General features: G+C 63.0%; 19 protein-coding genes. 4 read left to right on the forward strand and 15 right to left on the reverse strand.

Features of this window, described 5'->3' with window-relative positions; genetic code table 11:
• The first annotated feature begins 127 nt into the window (after positions 1–127).
• From ONG87_RS01635 to ONG87_RS01645, 3 genes are all read left to right on the forward strand, one after another.
• Positions 128–925 carry a transporter substrate-binding domain-containing protein gene (locus tag ONG87_RS01635; RefSeq protein WP_122480464.1) on the forward strand — a complete coding sequence of 266 codons (798 nt, stop codon included), beginning with the start codon at positions 128–130 and terminating at the stop codon, positions 923–925.
• A 75-nt stretch (positions 926–1,000) separates the two neighbouring features.
• Positions 1,001–1,963 (forward strand): amino acid ABC transporter permease, encoded by a 963-nt coding sequence (locus tag ONG87_RS01640; protein WP_185794929.1) that lies wholly within the window; start codon positions 1,001–1,003, stop codon positions 1,961–1,963.
• Positions 1,956–2,690, forward strand: coding sequence for an amino acid ABC transporter ATP-binding protein (locus ONG87_RS01645; protein WP_192102963.1), 735 nt, complete (start codon positions 1,956–1,958; stop codon positions 2,688–2,690). The genes ONG87_RS01640 and ONG87_RS01645 overlap by 8 nt, the downstream gene beginning before the upstream one ends.
• 203 nt (positions 2,691–2,893) lie before the next feature.
• Here ONG87_RS01645 and ONG87_RS01650 read toward each other — a convergent pair whose 3' ends face one another.
• The 10 genes from ONG87_RS01650 to ubiE all read right to left on the reverse strand — a co-directional run bounded on the left by ONG87_RS01650 (position 2,894) and on the right by ubiE (position 10,973).
• The gene (locus ONG87_RS01650) at positions 2,894–4,810 is read right to left on the reverse strand and encodes a methyl-accepting chemotaxis protein (protein ID WP_264382087.1); all 1,917 of its coding nucleotides are present in this window, start codon (positions 4,808–4,810) and stop codon (positions 2,894–2,896) included.
• Positions 4,811–4,938: 128 nt separating this feature from the next.
• Complete coding sequence (locus ONG87_RS01655; RefSeq protein WP_264382088.1) at positions 4,939–5,646, reverse strand: 16S rRNA (uracil(1498)-N(3))-methyltransferase; 708 nt, start codon at positions 5,644–5,646, stop codon at positions 4,939–4,941.
• Complete coding sequence (gene tatC, locus ONG87_RS01660; protein ID WP_122480460.1) at positions 5,643–6,431, reverse strand: twin-arginine translocase subunit TatC; 789 nt, start codon at positions 6,429–6,431, stop codon at positions 5,643–5,645. The genes ONG87_RS01655 and tatC overlap by 4 nt, the downstream gene beginning before the upstream one ends.
• Positions 6,428–6,904, reverse strand: a complete 477-nt coding sequence (gene tatB, locus ONG87_RS01665; protein ID WP_185794932.1) for a Sec-independent protein translocase protein TatB — start codon at positions 6,902–6,904, stop codon at positions 6,428–6,430. Before tatB ends, tatC begins: the two co-directional genes overlap by 4 nt.
• A gap of 3 nt (positions 6,905–6,907) precedes the next feature.
• The gene (locus ONG87_RS01670) at positions 6,908–7,168 is read right to left on the reverse strand and encodes a twin-arginine translocase TatA/TatE family subunit (RefSeq protein WP_122480458.1); all 261 of its coding nucleotides are present in this window, start codon (positions 7,166–7,168) and stop codon (positions 6,908–6,910) included.
• 25 nt (positions 7,169–7,193) lie between these two features.
• The gene (locus ONG87_RS01675) at positions 7,194–7,529 is read right to left on the reverse strand and encodes a phosphoribosyl-ATP diphosphatase (RefSeq protein WP_122480666.1); all 336 of its coding nucleotides are present in this window, start codon (positions 7,527–7,529) and stop codon (positions 7,194–7,196) included.
• Positions 7,522–7,923 (reverse strand): phosphoribosyl-AMP cyclohydrolase, encoded by a 402-nt coding sequence (hisI, locus tag ONG87_RS01680; protein ID WP_185794933.1) that lies wholly within the window; start codon positions 7,921–7,923, stop codon positions 7,522–7,524. The genes ONG87_RS01675 and hisI overlap by 8 nt, the downstream gene beginning before the upstream one ends.
• Positions 7,924–7,975: 52 nt before the next feature.
• A complete protein-coding gene (ubiB, locus tag ONG87_RS01685) occupies positions 7,976–9,583 on the reverse strand; it encodes a ubiquinone biosynthesis regulatory protein kinase UbiB (RefSeq protein WP_122480456.1) in 1,608 nt (535 codons plus the stop codon).
• The gene (locus tag ONG87_RS01690; RefSeq protein ID WP_264382089.1) at positions 9,580–10,203 is read right to left on the reverse strand and encodes an SCP2 domain-containing protein; all 624 of its coding nucleotides are present in this window, start codon (positions 10,201–10,203) and stop codon (positions 9,580–9,582) included. The genes ubiB and ONG87_RS01690 overlap by 4 nt, the downstream gene beginning before the upstream one ends.
• Complete coding sequence (gene ubiE, locus ONG87_RS01695) at positions 10,203–10,973, reverse strand: bifunctional demethylmenaquinone methyltransferase/2-methoxy-6-polyprenyl-1,4-benzoquinol methylase UbiE (protein ID WP_043191385.1); 771 nt, start codon at positions 10,971–10,973, stop codon at positions 10,203–10,205. Before ubiE ends, ONG87_RS01690 begins: the two co-directional genes overlap by 1 nt.
• A gap of 129 nt (positions 10,974–11,102) precedes the next feature.
• On the opposite strand from ubiE, the gene ONG87_RS01700 reads away from it, so the two are divergent.
• Positions 11,103–11,381 carry a polyhydroxyalkanoic acid system family protein gene (locus ONG87_RS01700; RefSeq protein WP_043191383.1) on the forward strand — a complete coding sequence of 93 codons (279 nt, stop codon included), beginning with the start codon at positions 11,103–11,105 and terminating at the stop codon, positions 11,379–11,381.
• On the opposite strand, the gene ONG87_RS01705 is transcribed toward ONG87_RS01700, so the two are convergent.
• The 5 genes from ONG87_RS01705 to argS form a co-directional block, all read right to left on the reverse strand.
• Positions 11,378–11,755 carry a gamma-butyrobetaine hydroxylase-like domain-containing protein gene (locus ONG87_RS01705; protein WP_122480453.1) on the reverse strand — a complete coding sequence of 126 codons (378 nt, stop codon included), beginning with the start codon at positions 11,753–11,755 and terminating at the stop codon, positions 11,378–11,380. The two genes, ONG87_RS01700 and ONG87_RS01705, sit on opposite strands and share 4 nt — an antisense overlap.
• A 153-nt stretch (positions 11,756–11,908) precedes the next feature.
• Complete coding sequence (hslU, locus tag ONG87_RS01710) at positions 11,909–13,246, reverse strand: ATP-dependent protease ATPase subunit HslU (RefSeq protein ID WP_122480452.1); 1,338 nt, start codon at positions 13,244–13,246, stop codon at positions 11,909–11,911.
• Positions 13,247–13,333: 87 nt separating this feature from the next.
• Positions 13,334–13,864: an ATP-dependent protease subunit HslV gene (gene hslV / locus ONG87_RS01715; protein ID WP_043191380.1), complete on the reverse strand. Its 531-nt coding sequence runs from the start codon at positions 13,862–13,864 to the stop codon at positions 13,334–13,336.
• A gap of 204 nt (positions 13,865–14,068) precedes the next feature.
• The gene (locus ONG87_RS01720; protein ID WP_122480451.1) at positions 14,069–14,758 is read right to left on the reverse strand and encodes an SPOR domain-containing protein; all 690 of its coding nucleotides are present in this window, start codon (positions 14,756–14,758) and stop codon (positions 14,069–14,071) included.
• A gap of 1 nt (position 14,759) precedes the next feature.
• Positions 14,760–16,496, reverse strand: a complete 1,737-nt coding sequence (argS, locus tag ONG87_RS01725) for an arginine--tRNA ligase (protein WP_122480450.1) — start codon at positions 16,494–16,496, stop codon at positions 14,760–14,762.
• Positions 16,497–16,603: the final 107 nt, after the last annotated feature.

Below are 16,603 nucleotides of genomic sequence, written 5' to 3' on the forward strand. Positions count from 1 at the left end.
CCAATAGTGCCACCTGGCACTCATTTCATCGCCAAACTTTGTTCAACCCCCTGTTTGAGTTAGGATCGCACCCCGAAATGGTGCGCCCAGGCTTGGCCGTGCCCGAAGTTGGCTAGGGGAATTGGTAATGAACAAGTATCTGTCGCGGCTGCTGCTCGGCGTCATGGCCATGGCGGTCGTGGGTTCGGCGCAAGCGGGCGCTATCGACGAAGCGGTCAAGCGCGGCACTTTGCGGGTGGGCATGGACCCGACCTACATGCCGTTCGAAATGACCAACAAGCGTGGCGAAATCATCGGTTTCGAAGTCGACCTGCTCAAGGCCATGGCCAAGTCCATGGGCGTCAAGCTGGAGCTGGTATCGACCAGCCTGGATGGCATCATTCCAGCGCTGATGACCGACAAGTTCGACATGATCGGCAGCGGCCTGACCCTGACCCAGGAGCGCAACCTGCGCATCAACTTCAGCGACCCGTTCATCGTCGTCGGCCAGACCCTGCTGATCCGCAAGGAATTGGCCGACAAGGTCAAGACCTACAAGGACCTGAACTCGCCGGACTACCGCATCACCTCCAAGGTCGGCACGACCGGCGAGTTCGTGGCGCGCAAGTTGATCGCCAAGGCGCAGTACCACGGCTACGACAACGAGCCTGAAGCGGTACTCGACGTGGTCAACGGCAAGGCGGATGCGTTCATCTACGATTCGCCCTACAACGTGGTGGCGGTGGACAAGGTCGGTAATGGCAAGCTGGTCTACCTCGACGAGCCTTTCACTTACGAGCCCTTGGCGTTCGGCTTGAAGAAGGGCGACTACGACAGCCTCAACTTCATCAACAACTTCCTGCGCCAGGCCCGTGAAGACGGCAGCTACGATCGTATCCACAAGAAGTGGTTCGTGAGCAAGAACTGGCTCGACGAAATGCAATGACTGCGCCTCTGGCCAGACTCTCCCTGACGCGCAGGCCTGCCCTGCGCGGCGGTCTTCTAGCGGATTGAACCCCCTGTGATCAAACACCACAAAGCTCAATGGCCCTGGCACGGGCTTACCGCGCTGGTGCTCATCGGCCTGGCTTTCAGCTTGTACGCTGCCACCTCGCGCATTTCCTATGAGTGGCATTGGAATCGAGTGCCGCAGTACTTCGTCTATCAGGCCGAGCTGCCGCAGCGCGCCGAGGGCTATGGCAGCGTCGAGCAGATCGTCCGGCAGGGCGGGCAGACACGGGTCACCCTGCGCGACGAAGACGGTGGCGAACAGGTGTTGCTGGCGGACAGTGGCAGTGTCGTGCTCGAAGAGGGCGATGACGTCTCCGAAGGCGACCAGATCGGCGTGACGCGCCACTGGACCGCCGGACCGATCGCCTGGGGGCTGTGGACCACGCTGTGGCTGTCGCTGGTGTCCGGCGTGGCCGGCCTGCTGCTGGGCCTGGTCACCGGGCTGTGCCGGTTGTCGAGCAACCCCACCTTGCGCCATCTGTCGACGGTGTATGTCGAGCTGGTGCGGGGTACGCCGCTGCTGGTGCAGATTTTCATCTTCTATTTCTTCATCGGTACCGTGCTCAACCTTTCGCGCGAATTCGCCGGGGTGGCGGCGCTGGCGCTGTTCACCGGTGCCTACGTGGCCGAGATCGTGCGCTCGGGCGTGCAGTCCATTGCCAAGGGGCAGGGCGAGGCCGCCCGCTCCCTGGGCCTGGATGCCGGACAGTCGATGCGTCACGTCATCCTGCCGCAGGCTTTCAAGCGTGTTCTGCCACCCCTGGCCGGGCAGTTCATCAGCCTGGTCAAGGACACGTCGCTGGTGTCGGTGATTGCCATTACCGAGCTGACCAAGAGCGGTCGCGAAGCCATCACCACGTCGTTCTCGACGTTCGAGATCTGGTTCTGCGTGGCAGCCCTGTACCTGGTCATCAATCTGCCGCTGTCGTATTTCGCCAGCCGGCTCGAGCGGAGGCTTGCGCAAAGTGATTGAAGTACGCGACCTGTTGAAGGTGTTCAATACCCGTGGCCAGGTGGTGCGCGCGGTCGATCAGGTGAGCACGCAGGTGGCCAAGGGCGAGGTGCTGGTGGTACTGGGCCCCTCGGGCTCGGGCAAGTCCACCTTCCTGCGTTGCCTCAATGGCCTTGAGGCATTCGATGAAGGCTCGGTAAGCATCGATGGCCTGCGCCTCGACGATCCCAAAACCAACATCAATGCCTACCGACGCGAAGTCGGCATGGTGTTCCAGCACTTCAACCTGTTTCCGCACATGACCGTGCTGGAAAACCTGTGCCTGGCGCAGAAAGTGGTGCGCAAGCGCGGCAGGGCCGAGCGAGAGGCCAAGGCACGCGCATTGCTGGCCAAGGTAGGCATCGGCGAGAAGGCCGATGCGTTTCCTTCACGGCTGTCCGGTGGCCAGCAGCAGCGCGTGGCCATTGCCCGGGCGCTGTGCATGGACCCTAAGGTCATGCTGTTCGACGAGCCGACATCGGCGCTCGATCCGGAGATGGTCGGTGAGGTGCTGGAAGTGATGAAGACCCTCGCCGAAGAAGGCATGACCATGGTGTGCGTCACCCATGAAATGGGCTTCGCCCGTGAAGTGGCGGACCGTGTGCTGTTCTTCGACCATGGCCGTTTGCTGGAAGATGCGCCCCCGGCCGAGTTCTTCGACGCACCCAAGGACCCAAGGGCACAGGCGTTTTTGCGGCAGGTGTTGTAGCCCAGGTTCCTGCGCCGATCCGCAGACCGCTTTCGCGGGCAGAGACCCGCTCCCACAGAAGTACCGCAGGTGTTGTAGTTCTGCTGCCTGTCTGGCTGTGGGGCCTCTTCGCGGGCAGAGACCCGCTCCCACAAGATCGCTGCAGATTCCTGTGGGAGCGGGTCTCTGCCCGCGAAGAGGCCCTCAGGCTCACCCAACCAGGGTCAGACCTTGAACTGACCCACCAACCCCTGCAGATGTGTGCCCAGACGCGCCAGCTCGATGCTCGACGCTGCCGTTTCCTCGCTCGCCGCCGATGTCTGCTCGGAAACGTCGCGCACGTTGAGCACGCTGCGGTTGATCTCTTCGGCCACCACACTCTGTTGCTCCGCGGCGGCGGCGATCTGCTGGTTCATCGCCTGGATCGTCGACACGGTACGGGTAATGTCGCTCAACGACTCACCGGCACGCCGGGCCAGTTGCACACTGCTGTCGGTCATCGCCCGGCTGCTGTCCAGTGCGCTGGAAACCTCATGGGTACCGGTCTGCAGCGAAGCGATCAATGACTGGATCTCTTCGGTCGATTGCTGAGTGCGTTGGGCCAGGCTGCGTACTTCATCGGCCACCACGGCAAAACCGCGACCTGCCTCGCCGGCACGGGCCGCCTCGATTGCCGCGTTCAGAGCCAACAGGTTGGTCTGCTGCGCCACCGACTTGATCACATCGAGCACGCCGCCGATCTTGCTGCTTTCCTGCTTCAACTGATTCATGGCCTCGCTGGAATGCAGCACCTCGGCGGCCAGTCGCTCGATCTGGCCCACGGCCTGGCTGACCACTCGATCACCTTCACGGGCCTGCTGATCGGCAGCCACGGCAGCTTCCGAGGCTTCCTCGGCGTTGCGCGCCACTTCCTGCACCGTCGCCGCCATTTCATTCATGGCCGTGGCCACCTGGTCGGTTTCGACTTTCTGCGCGTTGACGCCGGCGCTGGTCTGCTCGGTGACCGCGGAAAGCTCCTCGGCGGCACTGGCCAGCTGCGTGACGCCCTCGCTGATGCCACCCACCAGTTCGCGCAGGTTAAGGGTCATGCGCTGCAGGGCCAGCTGAACCTGGCCCAGTTCGTCACGTCGGGTGATGGCGGGCGACTGCCGGAGGTCGCCGGAAGCGACGCGCTCGACACTCGCCAGGGTCTGCCGCAACGGGCCGACGATCTGCGCGGTGATCGCCCATGCCGCAGCGATACCGAGCAGTGTGGCCAGGGCGGCTGCAGTGGCCAGCCACGCCTTGGCCTGGGCCGTGTCGGCATCGCGCTTGGCCGTCTGCGAGTCGCCCAGTCGGTCGCTCAACCCGAGCAGGGTGGTGCCCAATGCCGTCATCTTGTCGATGCTCTGCAGTGTGGCCTGCTGGTTTTCGCTGAATTGCGCCACCGCTGCGCGATAGGCACGCAGGGAATCGCCGGCCTGCTGCAAGCGGCCGGTGAATTCGCCGGAAACGCTGGCCCCCGCAGCGGCGACCGAAGCGATCGCCTGGTCGATGGCCGCCAGCGCCGGCTGACGTGCTTCGTCCTTGGCGCTATAGGTGTAGCCACGCACTTGAAAGCGCGCCTGCTGGATCAGCCGGCTGGTTTCCACCAGGGTGCTGTAGGCCGTCAGCTCGCCCTGGCTCAGCAGCGCTGCCTGCGCCTGATTGACTTCGGCCACGGCGCGGTCGGCGGTGCTGCCCAGTTGGCTGCGGGCTGCCTCGCGACCCTGGATCGACGCCAGCGATGCGGTGAATTCCCGGCGATAGGCTTGGGTGGTGGCTATTTCCTGCTCGACGAGCGCGATGTCTTCGGGCTGCACCAGAGTGTGCTGGGCGGCCGCAAGATCGTTGTCGAGCTGGTCGAGAAGACGGGTGACATTGTCGGCACCGGAACTGCCTTTCTGCAGTTCGAACGACTGAGCGGCAATGCGCAGGTCACGCATGCGGTCGTCGAGTATGGAAATGCTGGTGATCTTGTCGGCGCGCTCGATCAAGCGGGTCAGGCCAGACCAGCCCGTGGCGGCAATCAAAAGAGTAAGCAGTAGCACCACACCGAAACCAATCCCCAGTTTCAGGTTGACGCTCAGATTGCCCAGGTAGCGGGCAAAGGTGTTGGACATGATGAAGCTCCCTGACAGGCCGACAGCATGATTGTCGGCAGTTCAGGGGCATCGGCAGGTGTCGCCGAAACTCGATGGTGGCTAAGTGACGTGACCCACCGGGAATCGTCAAGCCTGGACGACGTGGGTCAGAACAGCCGCGCGAGCAGCACCGCCACGGCGGTTTCAACCCGCAGGATGCGTTCGCCCAGCTGCACTGGCTGCAAACCTGCAAGGCCCAGCAGGTCGACCTCGTAGGGAATCCAGCCACCTTCCGGACCAATGGCCAGGGTCACTGGCTGCTCCGGATGACGCGGGCAGGGCGGGTAGTCGCCCGGATGCCCGACCAGCCCCAGGGTGCCGGCGCTCAGAGCAGGCAGGCGATCCTCGACGAAGGGCTTGAAACGCTTTTCGATCAGCACTTCGGGGAGCTGGGTATCGCGTGCCTGTTCCAGGCCCAGGATGAGCTGCTCGCGAATGGCAGCCGGCTCGAGAAAAGGGGTTTGCCAGAAACTTTTCTCGACCCGATAGCTGTTCACCAGGACCAGCTTGGCCACCCCCATGGTGGCAATGGTCTGGAACACTCGGCGAAGCATTTTCGGGCGGGGCAGCGCAAGCACCAGTGTCAGCGGCAGTTTCGCCGGTGGCGGTTGGTCGAGCACCACGGCAAGTTCGGCCTCGTGATCTTCCAACCTTGTGACCTGGGCACGCCCCATCAAGCCATCGACCTTGCCCACCCGCAGGCTGTCGCCCAGTTCGACACGGTGCACGGCCTGCATGTGGGTGAAGCGTCGATCACGCAGCACTACCTTGTCCGGCGCGGTGAAGTCGGCCGTTTCGAGCAGCAGCAGGTTCATGCCTGAGTCGCAGGCGGCTGGCCGTTGCGGTCATCGTCCTCGGTTGGTTCGTCACCGCGCTTGCGGATCAGGGCACCGAACAGGATGCCGATCTCGAACAGCAACCACATCGGCACGGCCAGCAGTGTCTGCGAAAAAATGTCCGGTGGGGTCAGAATCATGCCGACCACGAAGCAGCCGATGATCACGTACGGGCGGATCTTGCGCAGGTACTTGACGTCGACCACGCCGATCCACACCAGCAGTACCACGGCCACCGGAATCTCGAACGCCACGCCGAAAGCGAAGAACAGCGTCATGACGAAATCGAGGTAACTGGCGATGTCGGTGGCCATGGTCACGCCCACCGGCGTGGCACTGGCGAAGAACTTGAAGACCAGTGGAAACACCAGAAAGTAGGCGAAGGCCATCCCCGCATAGAACAGGAAGATGCTCGACACCAGCAATGGTATGGCAATGCGTTTTTCGTGCTTGTACAGGCCCGGTGCGATGAAGCCCCAGACCTGGTGCAGGATGATCGGCACGGCCAGGAACAGCGAGACCATCATGGTCAGCTTGAAAGGCGTGAGAAACGGCGAGGCCACATCAGTGGCGATCATCGTGGCCCCTTCGGGCAGGTACTCGCGCAGCGGCGCCGACACCAGGGTGTAGATCTGTTGGGCGAAGGAAAACAGCCCGGCGAAGACCAGGAAAATCACGGCAACGCAACGCAGCAGGCGCGTGCGCAATTCGGTCAAGTGCGAGACCAGCGGCATGGGCTGGTCGTTTTCCGGAATTTCGCTCATGGGGCCCGCGGTGGCTGTGTAGGTTCATTGGAGGATACGGGTATCGCAACAGCCTGAGCGCTGCTCGTGTCACGGTCAACCACAGCCGGTGTCTGCGTGGCAGTGGGCACCGTGGTAGGAGTGACGTCGGTGCTCACCGCATCACGATCAAGCACCGGTTGCGCCTGGGCGCCGGGTGGAATCGGATCGGCCAGCGGTGCGGGCGGCTCGCTCGGACGCGCGGCGCGCTGCGGATCGAGGATCTTGCGCGCCTGCTCCTCGAGCGAAAGCACGTGCTCGTTGTGCAGTTGGCGACGGATTTCGTCGGCGCCTATCTCGCGTTCCACTTCGGTCTTGATCGCGTTGAAGCTGCGTTTCAGGCGCCCGATCCACAACCCTGCGGTGCGCGCGGCACCGGGCAGTCGCTCAGGGCCCAGCACCAACAGGGCGATGAGGCCCACGAGCATGAGTTCGCTGAAGCTGATACCGAACATTGATCAGTCTTTCCTGATGGGTTCTTCGACTTTCTGATGCTGGCCGTCGAGGGTATGCGGCGGAGTCAGCGGCGAGCTGGCCTGCGGGTGGACCGGCTGTGTCGGCTGCTCGGCACCCGGTTTGTCGTCGTCGTTCATGGCTTTGCGAAAGCCCTTGATCGATTCACCGACGTCGGTGCCCAGGTTCTTGAGTTTCTTGGTGCCGAAGACCAGTACCACGACAATCAGGATGACGATCCAGTGTTTCCAATCAAACAGACCCATGATTCAACTCCTCCAAAAAGACATTTCAGGCTGACGGCAGGCGGGCGGCTTTCTCATCGTGACCGGACAGGCCGAATCGGCGATCCAGTTCATCGAGTACAGCCTGTGGGTGTTGGCCGAGTTGTGCAAGCATGACCAGGCTATGGAACCACAGATCGGCGGTTTCGTAGATGACATCGCTGCAGTCGCCGCTGTGGGCGGCATCCTTGGCGGCAATGATGGTCTCGATCGATTCTTCGCCGAGCTTTTCCAGAATCTTGTTCAATCCCTTGGCGTACAGGCTGGCGACATACGAGCTGTCGGCGCTGGCGCCCTTGCGTTCTTCGAGCACCGCAGCGACGCGGTCCAGAGTGTCATTCATGGCCATGGCCTGCGGAATAGATGGCAGCGGGATTTTTCAGGACCGGGTCGACGACGGTCCATTGGCCGTTCTCGAAGACCCGATAGAAGCAGCTTTGGCGGCCAGTGTGACAGGCGATGTCACCGACCTGCTCGACGCTGAGCACGACCACGTCGGCGTCGCAGTCCAGGCGCAGCTCGTGCAGTTTCTGCACGTGACCGGATTCCTCGCCCTTGCGCCACAGCTTGCCACGCGAACGGGACCAGTAGATCGCCCGGTTTTCGGCAGCGGTCAATGCCAGTGCCTCGCGGTTCATCCAGGCCATCATGAGGATGCGCCCGGTGTGGTGATCCTGGGCAATCGCCGGCACCAGGCCGTCGCGGTCCCATTTGATCTCGTCCAGCCAGTCTTTCATGTGCGACTCCGACAACAGAGAGGGCTAGTGTGCCAGCCGATGGCGCGACTGGCTATCGGCGCACGACCAGGTACAAGCCCGATGCCAGCATCAACCAGGCGGGCCATGCCTGGACGCTGTCCAGGGCTATGCCGGAGACGGCGGTGACCGTTCCACCCACCAGCAAGGCGCCGCCGAGCAGCCGCAGGGCCCAGCGATCGTGGCGTTGCTCCCAGGGCGGCGGTGGATCCTTGCGATGAGGCTGAGACATTCGTTCGAGCAGATCGCGGGTCATGTTGGCCAGGTGAGGTAATTGCTCGACCTGCGATTGAACATTCTGAAACAAAGATTTCGGGCTGACCCGCTGGCGCATCCAGCGTTCCAGGAACGGCTGGGCGGTGCTCCACAGGTCGAGGTCCGGGTACAGCTGTCGACCCAGGCCTTCGATGTTGAGCAGGGTTTTCTGCAGCAGCACCAGTTGCGGCTGGACTTCCATGTTGAAACGTCGTGCGGTCTGGAACAGGCGCATGAGCACCTGGCCGAAGGAGATGTCCTTCAGTGGCTTCTCGAAGATCGGCTCGCAGACGGTGCGGATCGCCGCTTCGAATTCGTTGAGCTTGGTCTCGGCCGGTACCCAGCCCGAATCGATGTGCAACTGCGCCACGCGGCGGTAGTCGCGCTTGAAGAAGGCGAACAGGTTGCGCGCCAGGTAATCCTGATCTTCGGGGGTCAGGCTGCCGACGATGCCGCAGTCGATGGCGATGTAGCGCGGGCTCCACGGTGCCACGGTGCTGACGAAGATGTTGCCGGGGTGCATGTCGGCATGGAAGAAACTGTCGCGAAACACCTGGGTGAAGAAAATCTCGACGCCGCGCTCGGCCAGCAGCTTCATGTCGGTGCGCTGGTCGGCCAGGGCGGCCATGTCGGTGACCTGCACGCCGTAGATGCGCTCCATCACCAAGACCTTCGGCCGGCACCAGTCCCAGTAGACCTGAGGCACGTAGAGCAGGTCGGAGTCTTCGAAATTGCGCCGCAGCTGGCTGGAGTTGGCCGCTTCGCGCAACAGGTCGAGTTCGTCGTAGATGGTACGTTCGTAGTCGGCGACCACGTCGACCGGGTGCAGCAGGCGCGCGTCGGCGGACAGCCGCTCGGCCTGGCGGGCGAGCAGGAACAGCCAGGCCAGATCCTGGCTGATCACCGACTTGAGCCCCGGGCGAACGACCTTGACCACCACCTCTTCACCGGTCTTGAGCCGAGCGGCGTGAACCTGGGCCACCGAGGCCGACGCCAATGGCTCGACGTCGAAGCGACTGAACACGTCGGTGATCTTCGCACCCAGTTGCTGCTCGATGAGGGCCATGGCCTGCTTGGGGTCGAACGGCGGCACCCGGTCCTGCAGCAGCATCAGCTCATCGGCGATGTCTTCGGGCAGCAGGTCGCGGCGGGTGGAAAGGATCTGCCCGAACTTGATGAAGATTGGCCCCAGGTCCTGCAAGGCCAAGCGCAGGCGCGCGCCACGGTTGAGTTCCTGGCGGCTGCGCGGCAGCCAGCGCCAAGGCATGGCGAAACGGGTGATTTTCAGCCACCACGGCAGTGGCAGGGCGAACATCAGGTCATCGAGGCGGTAACGAATGATGACGCGCTGGATGCGCAACAGACGGCGGACGGCAAGCAGCTTCATGCGTTATCGCTGGAATTGTGGGATCGGGCGAGGCGCTCAATACGCGCCTCGAGGCGTTCGACGTCGACTTTCAAAGCATCCAGCTCACTGAAACGGGCCTGGGCTTCCTGCTCGCCCACCAATGTACGCGCTTCCTCGGCCAGGTATTCGCCCAGGTTCTGCGTCGCCGTGGCCAGACTCTGACGGGTCCAGCCCGTGCGGCTGCGCAAATGCCCGGCCAACAAGGCGGTGGGCACCGGACCCAGCCAGCGTGAGACTTCGTATTCCCAGTCCAGTTCAAGGTCCTGCAGCACCTTGACCAGGTCCAGCAGCGCGGCGCTGTCGCCGTCCAGATCGACCTGCGGGCTGTGCAGCACCGCGGTCTTGTCCTTGCGCAGTGCCAGTTGCACCAGGCTGGCAGCCGGCGCGCGCAACGTGCAGTCGGGCGGCGTGGCCCACTGCTGGGCCAGCATCAGGCCATTGGCACTGGGCAGTATGTACAGGTTAAAGGCGGGCTGGCGGCCCTGGATGGCAATCACCTTGCCGTGCAGGTGCGCCAGGCGCGGCAACGCCGTGGCGTCCAGGCGCAGCACACGGTTCAGACCGTATTCGACACTGGCGATCAGGCCGCCGAGCAGCATCAGGGCTTGATCCCGCGGTGCAGGGCAACGATGCCGCTGGTCATGTTGTGGTAGGTGACGCGGTCGAAACCGGCCTGCACCATCATGGCCTTGAGGGTTTCCTGATCGGGATGCATGCGGATCGATTCGGCCAGGTAACGGTAGCTTTCCGAATCGTTGGTGATCAGCTTGCCGGCCAGCGGCATGAACGCGAATGAATAGGCGTCGTAGACCTTGGACATCAGCTTGTTGGTAGGCTTGGAAAACTCCAGCACCAGCAGGCGCCCGCCTGGCTTGAGCACGCGCAGCATGGAAGCGATGGCCGCTTCCTTGTGGGTGACGTTGCGCAGGCCGAAGGCGATGGTCACGCAATCGAAGTGATTGTCGGGGAACGGCAGCTTTTCCGCATCGGCCTGGACGAATTCGATGTTGCCGGCCACGCCGCGGTCGAGCAGCCGGTCGCGACCGACCTTGAGCATCGAGGCGTTGATGTCGGCGAGCACCACCTGGCCGGTAGGCCCTACCAGGTCGGAGAACTTGCGTGCCAGATCGCCCGTGCCGCCGGCGATGTCGAGCACCCGGTTACCCACGCGCACGCCCGAGAGCTCGATGGTGAAGCGCTTCCACAGCCGATGCATGCCGCCGGACAGCACGTCGTTCATCAAGTCGTACTTGGCCGCTACCGAGTGGAACACCTCGGCGACCTTCTCGGCCTTCTGGCTTTCCGGTACGTGCTTGTAGCCGAAGTGAGTGGTGGGTTCGGCATCGCCGCCTTTGCGCTGATCATTCATATCGCTGTCACCAGGAAAAATTACGCACCATTCTAAGCCGCACAAGGGCGCTTTGTCTTGGCACGATGGATTGCCGGGGCAACCGGGTTAAACTGTGCGCCATTGAACCCTTACCTGTTGGAATTCCCGATGACCCAGATCAACGTCGAACGCAAACACAATCTGGGCCGCGACGCGGCGCGGCAGAAAGCTGAAGTGGTGGTCCAGAAGCTGATCGACCGCTATGACGTGCAGGCTACCTGGCAAGGCGACACGGTGGCGGTCAAGCGCAGCGGTGCACAGGGCACCGTGCAGATCGACGACGAAGCGATTCGAATCGATCTGAAGCTGGGCATGATGCTGGCGATGATGAGCGGCACCATCCAGAGCGAGATCGAAAAGGCCCTGGACAAGGCCCTGGCGGCTTAAAGCATCAACCTGACCACGGATTCGGCGGGGTCGCGGGATTTGCCGGCCGCGCGCAATTGTTCCAGGTAGTCGGCCCAGAGCTGCTCCTGGCGCAGCGCCAACTGGTACAGGTAGTCCCAGGTGAACAGGCCGCTGTCATGGCCGTCGTCGAAGGTCAGTTTCAAGGCGTACTGGCCTGCAGCTTCGACCTTGGCCAGGCCAACCCCCAGTTTGCCGACCTGCAGGATCGGCTTGCCGTGGCCCTGGACCTCGGCGGACGGCGAGTGCACGCGCAGAAACTCGGCGGGCAGGTGAAACACCTCGTCGGGGCCATAGGTCAGGCTCAAAGTCTTGGAGGCCTTGTGCAAATTGATGGCGCTGGGGATTCTGGTCATGGTGGGTCTCGAAGTCGCGCGGTGTCTGTTTCGCGGCCACGGACCGCTCCTGCGAACCCGGCCTGTGCGAACGATCATTGACGTCGCCCGCGAGCCGCGTTCCGTAGGCGCGGTCAGCGGCCGCAAAGGCCGCACCGCGCATGACAGGCCGTCTTACAGAATGTAGCGCGACAGGTCTTCGTTCTGCGCCAGCTCACCCAGGTGGCTGTTCACGTACTCGGCATCGATCTGGATCGGCGCCTCGCTGTGCGCAGCGGCCATGTCGCCGGCGCTGAACGAGACTTCCTCCAGCAACCGCTCGAGCAACGTGTGCAGGCGGCGCGCACCGATGTTCTCGGTCTTCTCGTTGACCTGCCAGGCGATCTCGGCCAAACGCTTGATCCCTTCGGGCACGAACTCGATGTTCAAGCCTTCGGTCTTGAGCAACTCGCGATACTGCTCGGTCAGCGAGGCATGTGGCTCGCTGAGGATGCGCTCGAAGTCCTGCGGGCTCAACGCCTTGAGTTCGACGCGAATCGGCAGGCGACCCTGCAGTTCGGGAACCAGATCGCTCGGCTTGCTCAGGTGGAACGCACCCGAAGCAATGAACAGGATGTGGTCGGTCTTGACCATGCCCAGCTTGGTGTTGACCGTGCAGCCTTCGATCAACGGCAGCAGGTCGCGTTGCACGCCTTCACGGGACACGTCGGCACCGCCCACATTGCCGCGCTTGGCCACCTTGTCGATTTCATCGATGAAGACGATACCGTGCTGCTCGACCGCTTCCAGTGCCTTGGCCTTGAGCTCTTCCTCGTTGACCAGGCGGCCGGCTTCTTCGTCGCGGACCATTTTCAGCGCGTCCTTGACCTTGAGCTTGCGGCTCTTCTTCTTGCCCTTGCCCATGTTGGCGAACAGGCTCTGCAGCTGGTTGGTCATTTCTTCCATGCCGGGAGGCGCGGAGATGTCCACGCCACCCATCTGCTCGGCCACCTCGATCTCGACTTCCTTGTCGTCCAGCTGGCCTTCGCGCAGGCGCTTGCGGAACAGCTGACGGGTGTTCGAATCGTTGCTCACCGGCTCTTCGTTGAAGCCTGCACGGGCGGCGGGCAACAGCGCATCGAGAATGCGCTCTTCGGCCGCATCCTCGGCGCGGTGGCGAACCTTGACCATTTCCTGCTCGCGCAGCAGCTTGATAGCCGCATCGGCCAGGTCGCGGATGATCGATTCGACATCGCGGCCTACATAGCCGACCTCGGTGAACTTGGTCGCTTCGACCTTGATGAACGGTGCATTGGCGAGCTTGGCCAGGCGCCGCGCGATTTCGGTCTTGCCGACGCCGGTAGGGCCGATCATCAGGATGTTCTTGGGCGTCACTTCGACGCGCAGTTCTTCGGGCAGCTGCATGCGCCGCCAGCGGTTGCGCAGGGCAATGGCGACAGCGCGCTTGGCATCGTCCTGGCCGATGATGTGGCGATTGAGTTCGTGGACGATTTCGCGGGGGGTCATGGACATGGTGTGTTCCGGACTCGGAGGTTCAGGCTGGGAAGGGGTGAAGGCTTGCGACGCATTGCGTGCAGGCCTGGCCCCACAACCGTCTGATCACTCGGCGAGATCCTGCTCCTCGATGGTCATGTTGTGATTGGTGAACACGCAGATGTCGCCAGCGATGCCCAGGGCGGTCTCGACGATTTCCCGTGCGCCCAGCTCGGTCTTCTTCAGCAGCGCACTGGCCGCGGCCTGCGCGAACGCGCCGCCGGAGCCCATGGCGATCAGGCCGTCTTCGGGTTCGACCACGTCACCGTTGCCGGTGATGATCAAGGAAGCGTCCTTGTTGGCCACCGCCAGCATCGCCTCGAGACGGCTGAGCGAGCGGTCGGTGCGCCATTCCTTGGCCAGTTCCACGGCGGCACGGACCAGATGGCCCTGATGTTTCTCCAACTGGCCTTCGAAACGCTCGAAGAGCGTGAAGGCGTCGGCGGTGGCACCGGCAAAGCCGGCGATGACCTGGCCGTGGTACAGGCGACGGACTTTCTTGGCGTTGCCTTTCATCACGGTATTGCCGAGAGAAACCTGGCCGTCGCCGCCCATGACGACTTTGCCATGACGGCGGACTGAAACGATGGTGGTCAAGGGGAGAGTCTCCACGCAGCGGGGCGAAAATGCCCTGATGGAAACGAATATGGGGGTGGGTGAGGAGATTTCAACCTTTGTCGGTTGTGCGCGGTGGTGGGACAGCTTGCGGGTATCGGGAGGTCCGTGTCACGGCTTTCGCGGCCGCTGACCGCTCCTACGGTCTGCAGGAGCGGTCAGCGGCCGCGAAGGGCGCGCCGCGGTTTACTGCCGGATCTGCCTTTGCTGCAACAGCAGGTTACTAAAGCCACTGCCGGCCAGCTGTTTCTGCGCCACGGTCAGCTGCTCGCGGTTGCTGAACGGACCCACCAGTACCCGGTACCAGGTGTCTTCCTTGACCGTCCCGGACTCCACGTTCACCGACTGCCCCAGCAGGATGATCTGCGCCCGCACCCGGTCGGCATCCGCCTGCTTGCGGAACGAACCGGCCTGCAGGTAGAACTGCGTGGTTGCGGCAGGCTTGATCACCGGCGGGGCCGGCGGCGGAGTCGCGCCACTGAGCGCGGCCTGAGCCCGGGCAGTGTCGATCTTGGCTGCCTCGGCCGGGGTTACCGGCGCCTGGGCCGGAATCGGTGGGGTTTTCTCGGGCACCGCTTCGGGTGGCACGATCACTTCGGATTCAGGCAGCAGCGTATAGAAGTCGTACTTGGGTTTGACCGGGGCTTGCGGGCTGGGCGGCGTCTTGTTCGCCTCGGCGATCTTTTCCGCTTTCAGTTGCTCGGCCTTTACCCGCTTGACGTCGCTGTTGCCCGGCTCGAGCTTCATCAGGAACACCACGAAGGCCCCTACGCTCAGGCCGATCGCCAGCCACAGCCAGCCTGGGATGGGCTTCTTCGCAGGTGCGGAATTGCGGCTGGCGCCGCGTTTGGGTGCGGGTTTTTTCTTGGCAGCCAACTTACATACGCTCCAGTGTTTCCAGGCCCAACAGAGCCAATCCTTGCTTGAGGGTGCGACCGGTCAGCGCCGCCAGGCGCAGGCGGCTGTGTTGCTGAGCGGGGTGTTCGGCCGCCAGAATCGGGCAGTTCTCGTAGAAGCTGGAGAACAGCCCGGCCACATCGTACAGGTAAGTGCACAGCACATGGGGCGTGCCTTTCTCGCCGACGTTGTTCAGTACTTCGGTGAACTGCGCCAGCTTGGCAGCCAGTTCCTTCTCGTGCTCGGCTTCCAGCACGATCTGCCCTTCGACGTCCGCGAAGTTCTTGCCCAGCTTGCGGAACACACCGGCCACGCGGGTATAGGCGTAGAGCAGGTAGGGCGCGGTGTTGCCTTCGAAATTGAGCATCAGGTCGAAGTTGAAGCTGTAGTCGCTGGTGCGGTGCTTGGACAGGTCGGCATATTTCACCGCCCCGATGCCCACGGCTCGGGCGATCACGCGCAGGTCGGCCTCGGCGGTCTCGGGGTTCTTTTCCTTGACCAGGGTGTAGGCGCGTTGCTCGGCTTCATCGAGCAGGTCGACCAGTTTCACGGTGCCACCGTCACGGGTCTTGAACGGACGTCCGTCGGCGCCGTTCATGGTGCCGAAACCCATGTGCTCCGGCTGCATGCCGTTGGTGATGAAACCGGCACGGCGCGCGACCTCGAACACCTGCTGAAAGTGCAGGGCCTGGCGCTGGTCGACGAAGTACAGCGCGCGGTCAGCCTTGAGCACGTTGCTGCGATAGCGCACCGCTGCCAGGTCGGTGGTGGCGTACAGATAACCGCCACCGGCCTTCTGCACGATCACCGGCAGGGGCGTGCCTTCGGCCGTCTTGAATTCTTCGAGGAACACGCACTGCGCGCCGTTGCTTTCCACCAGCAGACCCTTGGCGCGCAGGTCCGCGACCACGTTGGCGAGGTCGTCGTTGTAGGCGCTTTCGCCCATCACGTCGGCCGGCGTCAGTTTGACGTTCAGGCGCTCGTAGGTGCTTTGGCAGTGCGACAGGGAAATTTCGTTGAAGCGCTTCCACAAGGCCAGGCATTCGGCATCGCCGGCCTGCAATTTGACCACCAGGCCGCGGGCACGCTCGGCGAACTCTGCGGATTCATCGAAGCGCTGCTTGGCCGCGCGGTAGAAATTCTCGAGGTCGGAGAGCTCGTCGCTGGTGGCGGGCTTTTCCTGGAGATAGGCCAGCAACATGCCGAACTGCGTGCCCCAGTCGCCGACATGGTTCTGGCGGATCACGGTATCGCCAAGAAACTCCAGCACATTGGCCACGCCGTCGCCAATGATGGTCGAGCGCAGGTGGCCTACGTGCATTTCCTTGGCCAGGTTGGGTGCAGACAGATCGACCACCACACGCTGCGCGGGGCCGGCCTTGCGCACGCCGATGCGGGCATCGGCCAGGGCGGCATCCAGGCGCGCGGCGAGAGCCGCACTGTTCTGGAAGAAATTGAGGAAGCCGGGGCCGGCGATTTCCACCTTGCTCACCTGCTCGTCGGTCGGCAGTGCGGCAATCAGCTTTTCTGCCAGGTCGCGCGGCTTCATGCCGGCAGGCTTGGCCAGCATCATGGCGATGTTGCTGGCGAAATCGCCGTTCTTCTTGTCGCGCGAGTTTTCCACCTGGATTGCCGGCGTCAGACCTTCTGGCAGCACACCTTCGGCGACAAGGTGGGTCAGGGCTTGTTGAATCAGCTGGCGAATGGTGTCTTTCATGGGGTTCTCGGTCGACCGCAGGTACGGCGGTGCTGGATGCACGGGTGGAAAAACTGGGCATTATCCGGTTGTTGGCCGGGGTTGCCAACCCGCAAATCCCCCCTGCA

The sequence above is a fragment of the Pseudomonas sp. MM227 genome (assembly GCF_947090715.1).
Taxonomy (GTDB): domain Bacteria; phylum Pseudomonadota; class Gammaproteobacteria; order Pseudomonadales; family Pseudomonadaceae; genus Aquipseudomonas; species Aquipseudomonas baltica.

Excerpts from the sequence above, each read along its gene's own strand:
- ONG87_RS01635 (WP_122480464.1), top strand. The coding sequence starts at position 128 with ATGAACAAGTATCTGTCGCGGCTGCTGCTCGGCGTCATGGCCATGGCG.
- ONG87_RS01650 (WP_264382087.1), bottom strand. The coding sequence starts at position 4,810 with ATGTCCAACACCTTTGCCCGCTACCTGGGCAATCTGAGCGTCAACCTG.
- ONG87_RS01655 (WP_264382088.1), bottom strand. The coding sequence starts at position 5,646 with ATGAACCTGCTGCTGCTCGAAACGGCCGACTTCACCGCGCCGGACAAG.
- tatC (WP_122480460.1), bottom strand. The coding sequence starts at position 6,431 with ATGAGCGAAATTCCGGAAAACGACCAGCCCATGCCGCTGGTCTCGCAC.
- tatB (WP_185794932.1), bottom strand. The coding sequence starts at position 6,904 with ATGTTCGGTATCAGCTTCAGCGAACTCATGCTCGTGGGCCTCATCGCC.
- ONG87_RS01670 (WP_122480458.1), bottom strand. The coding sequence starts at position 7,168 with ATGGGTCTGTTTGATTGGAAACACTGGATCGTCATCCTGATTGTCGTG.
- ONG87_RS01675 (WP_122480666.1), bottom strand. The coding sequence starts at position 7,529 with ATGAATGACACTCTGGACCGCGTCGCTGCGGTGCTCGAAGAACGCAAG.
- hisI (WP_185794933.1), bottom strand. The coding sequence starts at position 7,923 with ATGAAAGACTGGCTGGACGAGATCAAATGGGACCGCGACGGCCTGGTG.
- ubiB (WP_122480456.1), bottom strand. The coding sequence starts at position 9,583 with ATGAAGCTGCTTGCCGTCCGCCGTCTGTTGCGCATCCAGCGCGTCATC.
- ONG87_RS01690 (WP_264382089.1), bottom strand. The coding sequence starts at position 10,203 with ATGCTGCTCGGCGGCCTGATCGCCAGTGTCGAATACGGTCTGAACCGT.
- ubiE (WP_043191385.1), bottom strand. The coding sequence starts at position 10,973 with ATGAATGATCAGCGCAAAGGCGGCGATGCCGAACCCACCACTCACTTC.
- ONG87_RS01700 (WP_043191383.1), top strand. The coding sequence starts at position 11,103 with ATGACCCAGATCAACGTCGAACGCAAACACAATCTGGGCCGCGACGCG.
- ONG87_RS01705 (WP_122480453.1), bottom strand. The coding sequence starts at position 11,755 with ATGACCAGAATCCCCAGCGCCATCAATTTGCACAAGGCCTCCAAGACT.
- hslU (WP_122480452.1), bottom strand. The coding sequence starts at position 13,246 with ATGTCCATGACCCCCCGCGAAATCGTCCACGAACTCAATCGCCACATC.
- argS (WP_122480450.1), bottom strand. The coding sequence starts at position 16,496 with ATGAAAGACACCATTCGCCAGCTGATTCAACAAGCCCTGACCCACCTT.